Annotated in this window: 15 protein-coding genes; 7 read left to right on the top strand and 8 right to left on the bottom strand. The window is 59.9% G+C overall.

Annotated features, from left to right (window positions below; genetic code table 11):
* Positions 1-11 precede the first annotated feature (11 nt).
* From ACFOTD_RS06035 to ACFOTD_RS06025, 3 genes are all read left to right on the top strand, one after another.
* Positions 12-980 carry a carbohydrate ABC transporter permease gene (locus tag ACFOTD_RS06035; protein ID WP_378116726.1) on the top strand — a complete coding sequence of 323 codons (969 nt, stop codon included), beginning with the start codon at positions 12-14 and terminating at the stop codon, positions 978-980.
* Between the two features lie 3 nt (positions 981-983).
* On the top strand, positions 984-1,838 hold the full coding sequence (locus tag ACFOTD_RS06030) for a carbohydrate ABC transporter permease (RefSeq protein ID WP_378116724.1): 855 nt from the start codon (positions 984-986) through the stop codon (positions 1,836-1,838).
* Between the two features lie 77 nt (positions 1,839-1,915).
* Positions 1,916-3,226 carry an extracellular solute-binding protein gene (locus ACFOTD_RS06025; protein ID WP_378117062.1) on the top strand — a complete coding sequence of 437 codons (1,311 nt, stop codon included), beginning with the start codon at positions 1,916-1,918 and terminating at the stop codon, positions 3,224-3,226.
* Between the two features lie 438 nt (positions 3,227-3,664).
* On the opposite strand, the gene ACFOTD_RS06020 is transcribed toward ACFOTD_RS06025, so the two are convergent.
* The 7 genes from ACFOTD_RS06020 to ACFOTD_RS05990 form a co-directional block, all read right to left on the bottom strand.
* A complete protein-coding gene (locus ACFOTD_RS06020; RefSeq protein ID WP_378116722.1) occupies positions 3,665-4,483 on the bottom strand; it encodes a carbohydrate ABC transporter permease in 819 nt (272 codons plus the stop codon).
* Between the two features lie 17 nt (positions 4,484-4,500).
* Positions 4,501-5,472 (bottom strand): carbohydrate ABC transporter permease, encoded by a 972-nt coding sequence (locus ACFOTD_RS06015; RefSeq protein WP_378116720.1) that lies wholly within the window; start codon positions 5,470-5,472, stop codon positions 4,501-4,503.
* Positions 5,473-5,491: 19 nt separating this feature from the next.
* A complete protein-coding gene (locus ACFOTD_RS06010) occupies positions 5,492-6,847 on the bottom strand; it encodes an ABC transporter substrate-binding protein (protein ID WP_378116718.1) in 1,356 nt (451 codons plus the stop codon).
* Between the two features lie 42 nt (positions 6,848-6,889).
* Positions 6,890-7,678, bottom strand: coding sequence for a tyrosine-protein phosphatase (locus ACFOTD_RS06005; RefSeq protein WP_378116716.1), 789 nt, complete (start codon positions 7,676-7,678; stop codon positions 6,890-6,892).
* A 100-nt stretch (positions 7,679-7,778) separates the two neighbouring features.
* Positions 7,779-8,600: a metallophosphoesterase family protein gene (locus ACFOTD_RS06000; RefSeq protein ID WP_378116714.1), complete on the bottom strand. Its 822-nt coding sequence runs from the start codon at positions 8,598-8,600 to the stop codon at positions 7,779-7,781.
* 194 nt (positions 8,601-8,794) lie between these two features.
* Positions 8,795-9,445 (bottom strand): GntR family transcriptional regulator, encoded by a 651-nt coding sequence (locus ACFOTD_RS05995; protein ID WP_378116712.1) that lies wholly within the window; start codon positions 9,443-9,445, stop codon positions 8,795-8,797.
* A 99-nt stretch (positions 9,446-9,544) separates the two neighbouring features.
* Positions 9,545-10,276, bottom strand: a complete 732-nt coding sequence (locus tag ACFOTD_RS05990; RefSeq protein ID WP_378116710.1) for a suppressor of fused domain protein — start codon at positions 10,274-10,276, stop codon at positions 9,545-9,547.
* Between the two features lie 49 nt (positions 10,277-10,325).
* On the opposite strand from ACFOTD_RS05990, the gene ACFOTD_RS05985 reads away from it, so the two are divergent.
* Complete coding sequence (locus tag ACFOTD_RS05985; RefSeq protein WP_378116708.1) at positions 10,326-10,580, top strand: GNAT family N-acetyltransferase; 255 nt, start codon at positions 10,326-10,328, stop codon at positions 10,578-10,580.
* A gap of 3 nt (positions 10,581-10,583) precedes the next feature.
* Entirely contained in the window at positions 10,584-10,769 is a 186-nt protein-coding gene (locus tag ACFOTD_RS05980; protein WP_378116706.1) for an N-acetyltransferase, read from the top strand.
* Positions 10,770-11,460: 691 nt separating this feature from the next.
* On the opposite strand, the gene ACFOTD_RS05975 is transcribed toward ACFOTD_RS05980, so the two are convergent.
* Positions 11,461-12,225: an SDR family oxidoreductase gene (locus ACFOTD_RS05975; protein ID WP_378116704.1), complete on the bottom strand. Its 765-nt coding sequence runs from the start codon at positions 12,223-12,225 to the stop codon at positions 11,461-11,463.
* 172 nt (positions 12,226-12,397) lie between these two features.
* Here ACFOTD_RS05975 and ACFOTD_RS05970 point away from each other — a divergent pair, with 172 nt between their 5' ends.
* Together ACFOTD_RS05970 and ACFOTD_RS05965 are read left to right on the top strand one after the other, a co-directional pair.
* Positions 12,398-12,904 carry a GNAT family N-acetyltransferase gene (locus ACFOTD_RS05970; RefSeq protein ID WP_378116702.1) on the top strand — a complete coding sequence of 169 codons (507 nt, stop codon included), beginning with the start codon at positions 12,398-12,400 and terminating at the stop codon, positions 12,902-12,904.
* Between the two features lie 63 nt (positions 12,905-12,967).
* A complete protein-coding gene (locus tag ACFOTD_RS05965) occupies positions 12,968-13,651 on the top strand; it encodes an aspartate/glutamate racemase family protein (protein ID WP_378116700.1) in 684 nt (227 codons plus the stop codon).
* Positions 13,652-13,701 lie beyond the last annotated feature (50 nt).

Here is a 13,701-nt window from a genome sequence, read left to right as displayed (position 1 = left end):
AGGTGGTAGCCATGCGCCGCAAGAGCGTCAGCTATTCGAGATTCGGCTACATGTTCAGCTTGCCTTTCATTCTCGCGTTCCTTGTCTTCTCGTTCTACCCGGTACTGTATACGGCGGTGATCGGCTTCACCGACATGAAGGGCGTCATCCCGAAGCCGGTCCATATGCTGGACAATCCCTTCGGCAACTTCACGGATCTCATTTTGCACAACACGTCGTTTCGCATTTCTTTAACGAACACCGCATTGATCTGGATGCTCAACTTCATTCCACAGATCGGACTCGCACTGCTGCTCACCGCCTGGTTCACCAACCAGCGCCTGAAGGTGCGGGGGCAAGGCGCGTTCAAAGTGCTGCTCTATATGCCGAATATTATCACGGCGAGCACGATCGCCGTGCTTTTTAACTCTTTGTTTTCCTACCCGATGGGCCCCGTGAACAGTCTGTTCGAGAGCCTGGGCTGGATCGACGCGCCGGTCAACTTCCTGCAGGATAAGACGACCGCGCGGGGCATCGTCGCCTTTATCCAATTCTGGATGTGGTACGGCAACACGATGATCATTCTGATCGCAGGGGTCATGGGCATCAATCCCGCGCTGTTCGAAGCGGCCGCCATCGACGGCGCGAACGGCTGGCAGACCTTCATGCGAATCACGCTGCCGAGCCTCAAGACGATTATGCTCTACACGCTGATCACGTCGATGCTCGGAGGCCTGCAGCTGTTCGACATCCCGCAGCTGTTCCTGTTCGGCGGTCCCGACGACGCGACGCTTACGACGTCCGTGTTTATCTACGGGCAGGCTTTCAAGGGCAGCTATATGTTCAATAAAGCGGCGGCAGCGAGCATGATCATGTTCGTTATTGCGGCGATCCTGTCGGGTCTCTTGTTCTACCTCATGCGCGACCGCGATGCGTCCCGGCTCAGGAAAGCGCAAAAAAGAATCCAAAAGGCTGCGCAAGCGGCGGCAAGGGGGATGTAATCCGTGGAAAACGTGCAGCAGGAGTCCCGCGTCTCCCTTAACGTCAACCGCACCATCGTTTATATCGTCTGCATCGTCCTGGCGCTGCTCAGCATCCTGCCGTTCTGGATCATGTTCGTCAATGCCACGCGTTCGACGGCGGAGATCCAGAGCGGGCTGTCGCTGCTGCCTTCCACGCATATGAAAACCAATCTGAACGTGCTGCTGAGCAAAAGCTTCGACCCGCTCAAGGGTTTCTTTAATTCGCTCATCATCTCAGGCTTCTCGACCATCTGCGCGGTTTACTTCTCCTCGCTCACCGCCTATGCGCTGGTCGCGTACAATTGGAAGCTTCGCCAGGCGTTCTTTACCTTTATCCTGCTCGTCATGATGATCCCGGCGCAGGCCAGCGCCATCGGCTTCTACAAGTTCATGTACCAGCTGCACTGGACGAACAGTCTGCTGCCGCTGATCTTGCCGGCGATCGCGGCGCCGGCCATCGTGTTCTTCATGCGACAGTACCTGCTCGCGACGCTGTCGATCGAAATGGTGGAAGCCGCGCGAATCGACGGGGCCGGGGAGCTCTACACGTTTAACCGGATCGTGCTGCCGATCATGGTGCCGGCCATCGCCACCCAGGCGATTTTCGCTTTTGTAGCCAGCTGGAACAACCTGTTCATGCCGCTCATCCTGCTCACGCAGAAGGATAAATACACGCTGCCGATCATGGTCAGCCTGCTTAAAGGGGATATTTACAAGACGGAGTTCGGCTCGATCTACATGGGACTCGCCCTTACGGCCCTGCCGCTCTTCGTGATATACTTCCTGCTGTCCAGGTATATTATCGCGGGTGTCGCGCTTGGCGGCGTCAAAGAATAAGAAGGTCAAAAAACGATCCGTCCGGCTGAGCGCCTGGCGGATCGTCATGCTGCATCGTGGAGGCAATGAACGTGCGCATAACCATTCGGGCAGTATCGGCGCTGGCGGCAGCCGGTTTGGCCCTCGGGACAGCCGGATGCGGCGGGACGACCGGCGATCGTCTTGCCGCGGAGCAAGGCACGGGCGACCAGGTGACGATCAGGATGATGCATCTGTGGCCAGAAGCCGGCGCGCTCGGCCAGCACCGGATCGTGAACAAGATCATCGAGGAGTACCAGGCGGCGCATCCGAACGTGGTCGTCAAGCAGGAAGTGCTCGACAACGAGCAGTACAAGGCGAAGCTCCGGGTTCTCTCCGCCGTCAACGAGCTGCCGGACGTCGGCTTGACGTGGGCGGCGGGCGCGCTGCAGCCGTTCGTGGAAGGCGGCCTGTTCACGCCGCTCGACGATCTGCTGCACGGCGAGCTCAAGGACTCGTTCGTGGCGGGCACGACGGAAGCCTATGCCGTGGACGGCAAGACGTACGCGCTGCCGCTCGAATTCAATATCGCGCCGATCTACTATAATAAAGAGCTGTTCCGCGAATTCCATCTCGAGGTCCCCAAGACGTACGACGAGCTCCGCAGCGTCATTGGGGTTCTGGCCGCAGGCGGCGTCGCGCCGATCGCGCTCGGCAATCAGGACCGCTGGACCGGCTCGATGTGGTACATGTACATGGCCGACCGCATCGCGGGCGCCCGGACGCTGGCGGAAGCCATCGACGGCCGGCGCTCCTTCGCCGATCCGGGGCTCGTCCGAGCGGCCCGAAGCGTGCAGGAACTGGTGGATGCAGGTGCATTCAACCCGGACTTCAACGGCTTGTCCAACGATGAGGCCAAGGCGATGTTCCTGAACGGCAAAGCCGCCATGTATATGATCGGCGCCTGGGAGCTGCCGAATTTTACGACGAACCAGGATATTCCCCAAGACTTCCGCGACAACGTCGGCTTCTTCAAGTTCCCGACGGTCGACGGCGGCAAAGGGGACATCGACGGCTGGGTCGGCGGCCCCGGCGTCGGCTTGTTCGTCGCCGAGAACTCCGAGGTGAAGGAGGAGGCCAAGTCGTTCGTCGAGTACTTCGTCAAGCGCTGGGGCGAGCGGTCCGTCAGCGACGCGGGCGTCATCCCGGCGACCAAGGTCGACACGGCGGCCGTCAAGCTGCCGCAGCTGTACGTCGACCTGCTCAACGAGATGAACAAAGCGACGAGCATCACGCTGTTCGCCGACGTACAGCTGAAGCCGGGCGCCGCCGAGACGCATCTGAACCAGATTCAGGCCCTGTTCGGCAAAGCCGTCACGCCCGATGCGTTCGCGACCGCGCATGATAAGGTGATCAAGGCGGGGCAGTGAGGTGTCTGAGGTGTGGCGGTGTGAGGTGGGGTGAGATGAGGGCCGGTGAGATGAGATGAGGTGTGGCGGTGTGAGGTGTGCGAGGTGTGGTGATGTGAGATGAGAGTGAGGCGGGATTGGGCGGTAGGCGTCGGTTGATGCGGGCCGGATAGTTGTCAAAAGGCATCTAATTTTACGCCAGTCCGGCGGTGTGCACGAATAGCTGTCAAAAGGAAGTTATTTCCTCGCTCTTAGCCGCATATCCGCCTCCACCCGTCGAAATAACTGCTTTTTAACACTTATCGCTTCTCGATTCGGAAAATCGGCGAATATAACTGCCTTTTGGCAACTATTTCGCTGCGTTTGCGTCTGCGTATCCGCCCGCGCCAACGGCAAAATCGCCCTCCCGCCACATACATGGCCGCCGGAGGGCGATTTCTTTTCCCGTCACGCTTCCTATTACTTGATCCCGAACCGCACGAACGAGTCCACGATCTGGCGGCGCAGCAGCAGGTAGATGATCAGGATGGGCAGGCAGGACACCGTCGTGGCCGCCATTAGCGAGCCCCACATGTTGGAGTCGGAGTTGACGAACAGCTTGAGTCCGATCTGCAGCGGCGCGTTCTCCATCTTCTTGGTGATGAGCATCGGCCAGAGGTATTCGTTCCACCCGTTGATGAACAGGATGATGCCAAGCGAGGCGACCGAGGACTTGATGTTCGGCAGGATGAGCCGCGTCAGGATGCCGAAGTCGCTCTGTCCGTCGATGCATGCCGCCTCGATGAGCACTTTGGGGAACGACTGGAAGCTCTGGTACAGCGACAGGATCGCGAAGGTGGACACGGCGAACGGCAGCACGATGCCCATGAGCGTTTCGTTCATGCCCATGTCGTTGACGAGCACGTAGTTGGGGATCATGATCGACTGGAAAGGGATAAGCCACGTCAGGCTCAGCAGCGTGAAGATGAGCGTCTGCCCGCGGAAGCGCCAGCGAACGAGCGCGTACGCCGCGAGCAGGCCCGTGAACAGCTGCAGCGCGGTCATCAGGATCGAGACGCCGAACGAGTTGAACATCATGCGGAAGATCGGCATCTGCTCGAACGCGTAGCTGTAGTTGCTCAGGATCGGGCTGGGCGGCAGAAAATCGGACTTGAAGATGTCCGATTCGTTTTTGAACGACGAATTCAGCATCCAGTACAGCGGGAACAGCGCGATCACGCACATGAGCGACAGCAGTCCGTGCTGCAGGACCGAGACCGCCGGCGGTTTTCTTTTCATGGTCGGCTCCTCCCGGCTTAGTTATCGTAAAAGGAAAATCGGCGCGACAGCGAATTGAGCGCGAGCGAGATGACGCCGAAGACGACGAAGAACAGAAGCGACGCCGCCGAGCTGAAGCCCGCGTTCAGGTTGGAGAAGGCGAACTTGTACATTTCGTAGTAAACGTTTGTCGACGTGCCGTACGGACCGCCGGTCGTCAGGATGTCGATGTAAGCGAACGTCCATTGGCTGGAAAACAAAATGCTCATCGTCAGCATGAAAATGATCATCGGCGACATGAGCGGCACGGTGATGTTCCAGAACTGGCGCATGCTGCCGGCGCCGTCCTGCGAGGCGGCTTCGTAGTATTCGCTGTTGATCCCGGTCAGCGCGGCGGAGAACATGATCGTGCTGAAGCCGATCATCTTCCACCCCGTGATGAGCAGGATGATCCACTTCGCGAAGGATGGATCCGAGAAGTAGGCGATCGGCGTCTCGATCAGGCCGAGCTTCATCAGCGCGGTGTTCACGAGACCGCCGGACGGATGGAACAGCCAGCGCCAGATCGCGCTAACGGACACCGGCGCCAGAATCATCGGGATGAAAAACAGCGCGCGGTACACGTTTTTCATGCGGCCTTCCATGTGATGGGTGACCGCGGCCAGCGCGAGCGGGATGACGATGGAGAACGGCAGCAGCAGCGCCGTGTAGAACACGGTGTTGCCGATCGAGTCGGCGAAGCTCTTGTTCGCGAGCAGCCGAGAGAAATTGTCGAACCCGACGTACAACGGCTCGGTGCCGGGGACCATGCTCCATTTGTGGAAAGCCAAATAAAACGTGTACAGCAGCGGCCTGTACATAAAAATGCCGAGCAGGACCAGCGCAGGCAGCAGGTACAGCCAGGGCTTCAGCATGCGAAGCGCCCTGGTCCGGGTACGTGGCCGGTCCAAGGCTACGGGCGGCTTCCCCGCAAGGGGGGGCGCGTAGGCGTTTTCGATCGCTTGGCTCATGACGGCTCCTTTCCTTTCGTTACTGGATCATCTGGTTGATGTCGTCTTGGGCCTTCTGCAGCGTCGCCTTGACGTCGCCGTCCTTGGTCATGACGGACTTGACGATGGCGTCCGTGAATGCGGTAGCCGCTTCGGTGGCGTATTCGCCCGGCCAGATGGCGACAGGCTGGATATGGGACAACTGCTCGAGGTTGATCCGGTAGAGCGGGTTCTGCTCGACAAAGTCCTTCAGACCGTTCGGATCGTCCGCAAGTGCGGTGCGCAGCGGGAGGTAGCCGATCTGCGAGGTGATGATCGTATAGCCGCGGTCGCCTGTCACGAAGCGGATGAACTCCCAGATCGCCGCGCTCTTCTCAGGCTTATCCGAGCGGACCGCGAGCACGCTGCCCGAGTTGACCGGGACGGCCGGCTTGTCGCCGAATTGCGGCAGACCTGCGCCGTATACCTTCCAGCCGCCGGTTTCGGACGCTTTCTTGATGCCGCTGTAAAGCGAAGTCGAAGAGGCGTACATGCCGAGGTTGCCGGCCATGAACTGTTCTGCCAGCTCGGTCTCCGTGCCTGGCGCGGATGCGCCGTTCTGGTATAGATCCTTCCACGTCTCGATCGCCTCGACGCTCTCGGGGCTCGCGAATTCCGCCGACTTGCGGTCCTTCGACAGCACGCTACCGCCGTTGCTCAGGATGAGGCCTTCGGTAATCCAGCCGTTGGTCGGCGTCAGGCCGAAGCCGTCCTTGCCCGTAGCGGCCTTGATCTTGAGGGAGGCTTCCTTGATCTCGGCCCAAGTCTTCGGCGGCTTCGCCGGATCGAGTCCCGCCTCTTCGAACAGCTTGCCGTTGATGAAGACGATCGGCGTGCTGAACGTAAATGCCAGTCCGTACATCTTGCCGTCGATCTTGCCCAGCTCAAGCGCGTTGGGCGAGATGCCCTGGAGATGCGCGTCCAGCTCCGCCTTCGGGAAGACGTCCTCGTAGGCCTTGAAGCCGAGGCTCAGGCGGGAGGCGTCGAGTGTGCCGAACGGATGCTGCACGACGTCGACTTCTTTGCCCGCGGAGATGTCCGCCTTGTACTGCTGCATCGTCGTGTCCGCGACGCCTTCGACGACGACGCCTTTTTCCTTGCCGACCGTGTCGTTGAATTCCTTGATCAACTGCTCCATGCCCGGCTTCATCGTCGGGTAGGCCAGGCTGTACGAATAGAATGTAACCTTGGTCGGATTCGCGGGGTCAAGCTTGGCGAGCTCGGTTTGGGTAGGCGCGGTTGCGGCAGCGGCGTCGGATTCGCCGTTTGCGGCGGAGCCGCACGCGGACAGGCTGGCTGCGGATGCGATAGCGAGTACCAGGGCGGTGCCTTTCATGAACGGTTTCATAAAAATCATGAGTCCCCCTTTTCAATAGTGGATGCCAGTTCGTCTAAGCGACTAAGCTTCCAGGCAGTAAGCTTGTATACGCGCCCGATCTTGGGCGTCGATGCCGAATTCGGCGAGCAGATACTGTTCGAACGTACCGTGCGCGGACAAAATGGCGTTCATCGAAGCGTCGAGATACCGCTCTTGCAGCGCCATCGTGCGGCGCATCGTCTCGAGCGACGCTTCGTCGAGATATTGGGCGGCCATGTCGAACATTTGCGCATGGAATTTCTCGAGCGTCACGTTCGACAGCAGGTAGTCCTCCATGATCGTCTCGTACGGCACGCCCAGCGTGAGCAGGATGAGCAGGGCGCCGACGCCCGTGCGATCCCGTCCGCCCGCGCAGTGATGGACGAGCGGCAGGCTCGTTTCCGGCGTGCGGAGCAGAGACATGAGCTGCTTGTAGGAGGCGTTGTTGATGGGCAGGCTGGCGTACAGCCTGTCCAGCATGTTGTCCGAGAACGCCTTGTGCATGCCGCTCTTGAACAGCTGCTCCATCGTCACATGCGGCGCGTCCTCGGCGGCTTCGTTGGCCGGTACGCGGATGTAGAGCGCCTCGCCGATGGCCGGGTCCGGCTTTTCTTCGGCTTCGGCACGGTTGCGGTAGTCGAAAACGTGCTTCAGGCCGATGGCGCGCAGCGCCTCGTGGTCGGCTTCCGTCAGGCCTGTTAGCTCGGCGGCGCGGAACAACAGGCCCTTCTTGACCGTCCGTCCGTCTTCGGTGCGCAGTCCGCCCATGTCGCGGAAGTTAAAGGCGCCTTCCAGCGGGAGCAGGCAGGCCGGCATTTGAATCGTCGTCATGATGCGTCTCTCCTCGGTTATCGATGTCGGTAGAGCCGGCTGCCGGCGTCCGGCGTTCTATGGAATAGCGCTTGCGCCGGCGGCCTGGCGCCTGCAGGAATCAGTGTTGGGCGACGAGCATGGAGATCGGGAAGCGGAAGTACTCTTCGCCGGAAGTCGGCAGCACGGTCGTTTGGATCGAGATGCCTTCCTCGGTCACGTCGACGATGTTGAAGCCGCAGAAGTCGACCATTTTGTAATTCTCGGCGTCCGCGAGTTCGCCGGTGAACGCCGTGCCTGCGGCCGCGACGTTGACGATGCCGCGGTAGGTGCCGACGTTGTTGGAGTGAACGTGTCCGGCCATGACGCCGATGACGTCGGTGCCTTCGATCGCGTCGCCGAGCTGCACGCGGTTCGCCAGCAGATGGTCGCCGGGCATGCCGCGGACGCTCATCATCGGATGGTGAATCCCGATAATCGTGCCAAGCGGGGCGGGGGCAGCAAGCTCGTCCTTGAGCCAAGCGAGCTGCGCGGCGTCGAGCTCGCCGTCGTGGCGGCCGGCGACTTGGGTGTTCAGGCCGATCAGGCGCAAGCCCTTAATGTCGAGCGAGTAGTAGTAGGCTTCTTCGGACGGCGTCTCGCCGAGGTAGCCTTGGCGGAACGCGGAGCGATGATCGTGGTTGCCGAGTACGACGTGCACGGGGGCGCCGATCAGGGCCGAGCATTCGTCGAGCACGGTGCGGATGTATGCATAGTCGGCTGCGTCGCCTTCATGCGACAGGTCGCCCGTGATGAGCACGAAGTCGGGCGCGACGTTCGCGTCGCGAAGGTGGCGGAACGTCTGCTTGACCTTCTCGGCAAGCTTGAACTTGGCGAAAGGACCGTCGGAGCTCGGCGCGTTCATGTGCGTGTCGGTCAGGTGGACGAATTTCATGTTGGTCATTTTCAATCAGCCTCCTTTGTTTTTGAAAAGTTATCTTGTATACAAGAATTATCAATCTTGTATGTAAGGTAGGTATAAACGAGCGTTCGGAGTTGTGTAAAAAGTGACGGACACGCAAAAAAGCCCCGAAACGAGAGGTTTCGGGGCTGGTTCGGCGATGCGGCGGTGCCGGAAAACGGCGGCGCTATACGTTTTTATACTTTGTAGCCGTTTCTGAGCAGCTCTTCCCGCGAGTTGCGTTTGGAGGCTTGGACGGCGGCTTTGGCCTCCACGTAGTTGCCTTCCGTTAAGTGACGGTAAATTTCGGCGTAAAGCTTCTTGCCCGTGTAGGGGCGGTTCGAGCCTTCGGTCGACCGATAGGCGACGACGACGTACAGCACTTTGTCCTTGTAGCGGTCGAACGTCTCCATGATGCTGCGGTTGCCGATCGTGGAGAGCAGCGTTCTCATGAACATAAGGCCCGATTCGTAATACTCGCGGTGCATCTTGCGCTCGCTGGCTTCGATCAACTGGTCCAGATAGTAACGCAGGCGTTCGAAGTCCGGCTCGTATTGATCCTGCTCCATGCGTTCCAGCACGAACAAATAAAGCGCGTTCAACAGATCGAACATATCGTACAATTCCTTGACGTCGATTCCCTTGACGAGGATCCCGCGCTTGACCAGCGTTTCCAGGAATCCTTCCTTTTCCAGCTGCATGACGGCGGCCCGGACGGGCGTCCTGCTCATGCCGAGCCCGCTCGCGAGCTCGCTCTCCGAGAGCAGTTGGCCGGGCAGGTACTGACCGCCGAGCAGCCGCTGCCGGAGTTCCTGGTAGGCGACTTCGGCGAGAGGCAGGTCGGGCATTGAGGCAATCTCCTTTGAATCGTTACCGATCATGATATCCATTTAGTATATCTTGTCGATCGGCGGCGGGCAATGCAGCTGTTTGTTAACGCCTGGCGTTCAAAATAGGCCGAAGCGTTTCTTGCATACGTTTTTGCGGTCCGCGCGCAGGAGCTCGTTGACGCCGGCTGCCTCCAGCTTTTCGAACAACGCCTCCGGACCTTGCTTCAGCTTGAAGTCCATCTCCTCCTTGTACAGCGGGAGCAGGCTGAAGAAATGAACGTCCTTGCCGGGAGCTGCCGCGAGCGTGAAGAATTCCTTGGCCGATGACACCGTGGACGGAACCGACAAGATCATGCCGGATAGCTTCGTGTTGTCCGCATATGGCTCGGCCGGGTCGCCGTTCGGGATCGTGTGGGCCAGGTACAGCCAGGTATTGTATTGATGAGGTAGCCGGGCAAGCGATTTTAACATACGGACGGGCCAGTAATGGTCCTCGTCCCTAAAGGCGGCTTCGGACAAGGGCCAGTTGGAAGGGAGGCACAGCAGGAGTTCGGCATAGCGGTACGCCTCCGCTCCTTTTGGGACCGTCATCGGCCGCAGGCCCATACCGCAGGTGACGAGCGTGTAGAAATTCCGGCTGGGCGTCGGTGCGACGATAAGGATGTCGAGGTGGACGTGTTCGGAGACGATCTCATGAAAGACGTTCTGCACCGGGCCGATGTGGGTCTCGACATGCTGCGTGACAAGCGCAAGATAATCGGCGTCTTCCTTGGCGGGGACGGGCGGGCTGTCTTGGGATTCATGTCGATAGATGATACTGCCGGCGGCGGATACTTCTTCTTTGCGCATATAAACCTCCGAATTTATAATGGATAAATAATGTAAATATATCGGATTTTTGAATGCGTTACATAATAGAAAAGCAGGAAGTGATTCCAAAAATGCTTTTAAGAGGACGTACCTGCCCTTTTCCGATGAGCTGGAAAGGCGACTATTGTTCGTGGAGAATGCGCGGGGTGAGGCGGTCGGTACCATCATGTGCTGGTGGGACTACACGGGAGGAAGACGAGATCCGTCCATTCACTGGTTCGCGGTCAAGCGCGCGTGTCAGGGGAGAGGTCTGGGGAAAGCGCTGGTGGCAGCTTGTTTGTGAGAAATGATAGGCTTGGAAGGCAATCTCAGCATCTACCTGCATACCCAAACCTGGAGCTATAAAGCCGTGCGGCTCTATAGCCGGTTCGGATTCGAGATCGTACGCGGCGAGACCTTCGCTTCTTACCGGAACGACTATGACCGGGCGATGCCGATTTTGGACGCGCTGCTGAGGCCAGAGGGGGAGTAGCTATCCGCGAAGGGCGCCGCACCGCATGATGTGCTTTCGCACGAAAGCACATGGCCCGCGAAGGGCGCCGCATCGCATGATGTGCTTTCGCACGAAAGCACTTGGCCCGCGAAGGGCGCCGCATTGCATGATGTGCTTTCGCACGAAAGCACATGGCCCGCGAAGGGTGCCGCACCGCATGATGTGCTTTCGAACGAAAGCACATGGCCTGCGAAGGGCGCCGCATCGCATGATGTGCTTTCGAACGAAAGCACATGGCCCGCGAAGGGCGCCGCATTGCATGATGTGCTTTCGCACGAAAGCACTTGGCCCGCGAAGGGCGCCGCGTCGCATGATGTGCTTTCGAACGAAAGCACATGGCCCGCGAAGGGCGCCGCATCGCATGATGTGCTTTCGAACGAAAGCACATGGCCCGCGAAGGGTGCCGCATCGCATGATGTGCTTTCGCACGAAAGCACTTGGCCCGCGAAGGGTGCCGCGTCGCATGATGTGCTTTCGAACGAAAGCACATGGCCCGCGAAGGGCGCCGCATCGCATGATGTGCTTTCGAATGAAAGCATATGGCCCGCGAAGGGCGCCGCATCGCATGATGTGCTTTCGCACGAAAGCACTTGGCCCGCGAAGGGCGCCGCATCGCATGATGTGCTTTCGTACGGCAGCACTTAGCGCATTCGTGTCTTCCCGATAAAAATCAAAGCCTCGATCCCCCGCTCGCGTCGATCAGCTGGCCCGTCACCCAGCGGCTGTCCGGGGAAGCGAGGAACGCGGCGATGTCGGCGACGTCCTCGGGCTGGCCCCATCGGCCGAACACCGAGAGCCCGGCGGCAAACGCCCGTCCTCCGGGGTCCTGCAGCGTCTCTGCGTTCATGTCGGTGTCGATGATGCCGGGCTGGATGGCGTTGACCCGGATGCCGCGGCCACCAAGCTCTTGCGCCAGGTTCAGCGTGAGCGTGTTGATCGCGCCCTTGGACACGCTGTATCCGAGCAGGTTCGGCAGCGGAATCCGCGTCACGGCGGAAGACAGATTAATGATGCTGCCGCCGTCGTTCATGCGCTTCAGCGCCTCCCGAATGACGAGAATCGGCGCTTTGACGTTGATCCCCAGCACTTCGTCAAGGGTTGCGGCGGTCGTATCCTCGATACCGAGCTGTTGGCCGATCCCCGCGTTATTGACCAAAATATCAAGCCTGGTGCCTGCCGCCGGCCCGTCCAAGCGTCCGTCGAACTCCTCGAACAAGGCTTCGATGCCGCCGGCACAGACAAGATCGGCGCCGATGGCGAAGGCCAAGCCGCCGCCTGACCGGATCTCGCGCACGACGTCCTCCGCCAGCTCCCGATTGCTCCCGTAATGCACCGCGACGGTCGCCCCATCCGCGGCGAGGCGCAGCGCGATGCCCCGGCCGATTCCTCTGCTCGCCCCCGTTACCAATGCGACCTTACCGTTCAGTCTCGCCATATTCGATCAGCTCCTTCTCTTTTTTACAAGACCAGTTATAGCACGAGGCCTCCTTTGCGATGTTGCGCTTCTATTCGAACGACCGGACGATCGCCTTCGGTTGAATGGCTGATGACGGTTAAGGCTGATAGAATGGGATAACAGCACAGCAACCCCGAAGGAGGAGACACGAATGAGCGAACGAACGCAAGCGGAAATCGTACCATGGTCGGCGGGCCATCTCGAGCTGCTGCATTATATGAACGCGCCGGAGATGACAGCGCATCTGGGCGGACAGGAGACCGAGGCGCAGATCGCGGAGCGTCACGAGCGTTATATGCGGATAGCCGGGAAAGGGACGGGCCGCATGTTCGCCGTCGTCCTGCTCCCTGGGCGCGAGCCGGTCGGAACCGTCGGCTACTGGGACCGGACGTGGGCCGGAGAACAGATCTATGAGATGGGCTGGGGCATACTGCCTGCCTATCAGGGTAGAGGTCTTGCGACATACGCCGTCGCGAAGACCATTGAACATGTGCGCGCGCAGGGCGCCCGACGTACCATTCATGCGTTCCCGGGTGCCGGCAACCCTGCGTCAAATGCTGTCTGCCGCAAGCTCGGCTTTACGCTGCTCGGGGAATGCGAATTTGAATATCCGCCGGGCAGCTGGATGCAGTGCAATGATTGGCGGCTGACGCTCTAAGGGATCATAGAGAAACGTCTGTCCCTGGATAACGTCCGATCGAAATCGTAGGAGGAACCTCGAGTGACGCTGAAAATCGCCTGCCTGCATGCGCATGAGTCGAATATTGCCTACATCAACAGAATTCGCTTGCCCGAAGGACTGTCGTTGTCGTGGGTCCATTACGTCGATCCGGGGCTGCTCGCCCGCCGAGGGTCGGACGCATCGTTTACGGACGAGCAGGCCGGAACGCATGTCCTTGAACAGCTGGAATGGATGGCGAAGGCCGGCGCGGACGCGATCCTCGTGACCTGTACGAACTATATCGCCCTGCTCGACGACGCGCGGCTGGCGGTCAAGCTGCCGATTCTCAAAATCGACGAGCCGTTTTTCGAGGAGATCTGCCGGCACGCCGGCCGTCAGGCGCTGCTCTTCACGAACCCGGCGACCGTCGAGGGAACGACGAGCCGCTTGTACGACTATGCGGAGGGGAATGGCTATGCGCGCCCGCAGATCGAAACCGTCGTGCTGCCGGAAGCGTTCGACCTCATCATGCGCGGGCAGCAGGAAGCGTATCAGGACGCCGTGGAGCGGGAGTTGCGGCGGCTCGTGGACACCGACCCGGCGAGGCCCGTCTTAGCCGCACAGCTGTCGATGGTCGACGCAGCCATTCGTACGGAGCATGCGCGGGGCATCCGGGTAGGCCATCCGATGCGTCCGCTCGAAGACGCGGTGGCGGAGCTGATCCTGGCTCTGGACAGGCAATAAGAGGAGCCGGCAATCGATAAGAAGCGCGCGTTTGATGGACATGCTACACT

Origin of the sequence: Cohnella sp. GCM10012308, from assembly GCF_042649185.1 — a bacterium.
GTDB lineage: Bacteria > Bacillota > Bacilli > Paenibacillales > Paenibacillaceae > Cohnella.
This window is presented reverse-complemented; position numbering and strand designations above follow the sequence as displayed.

Excerpts from the sequence above, each read along its gene's own strand:
- ACFOTD_RS06035 (WP_378116726.1), top strand. The coding sequence starts at position 12 with ATGCGCCGCAAGAGCGTCAGCTATTCGAGATTCGGCTACATGTTCAGC.
- ACFOTD_RS06020 (WP_378116722.1), bottom strand. The coding sequence starts at position 4,483 with ATGAAAAGAAAACCGCCGGCGGTCTCGGTCCTGCAGCACGGACTGCTG.
- ACFOTD_RS06015 (WP_378116720.1), bottom strand. The coding sequence starts at position 5,472 with ATGAGCCAAGCGATCGAAAACGCCTACGCGCCCCCCCTTGCGGGGAAG.
- ACFOTD_RS06010 (WP_378116718.1), bottom strand. The coding sequence starts at position 6,847 with ATGATTTTTATGAAACCGTTCATGAAAGGCACCGCCCTGGTACTCGCT.
- ACFOTD_RS06005 (WP_378116716.1), bottom strand. The coding sequence starts at position 7,678 with ATGACGACGATTCAAATGCCGGCCTGCCTGCTCCCGCTGGAAGGCGCC.
- ACFOTD_RS06000 (WP_378116714.1), bottom strand. The coding sequence starts at position 8,600 with ATGACCAACATGAAATTCGTCCACCTGACCGACACGCACATGAACGCG.
- ACFOTD_RS05995 (WP_378116712.1), bottom strand. The coding sequence starts at position 9,445 with ATGCCCGACCTGCCTCTCGCCGAAGTCGCCTACCAGGAACTCCGGCAG.
- ACFOTD_RS05990 (WP_378116710.1), bottom strand. The coding sequence starts at position 10,276 with ATGCGCAAAGAAGAAGTATCCGCCGCCGGCAGTATCATCTATCGACAT.
- ACFOTD_RS05980 (WP_378116706.1), top strand. The coding sequence starts at position 10,584 with ATGATAGGCTTGGAAGGCAATCTCAGCATCTACCTGCATACCCAAACC.
- ACFOTD_RS05975 (WP_378116704.1), bottom strand. The coding sequence starts at position 12,225 with ATGGCGAGACTGAACGGTAAGGTCGCATTGGTAACGGGGGCGAGCAGA.
- ACFOTD_RS05970 (WP_378116702.1), top strand. The coding sequence starts at position 12,398 with ATGAGCGAACGAACGCAAGCGGAAATCGTACCATGGTCGGCGGGCCAT.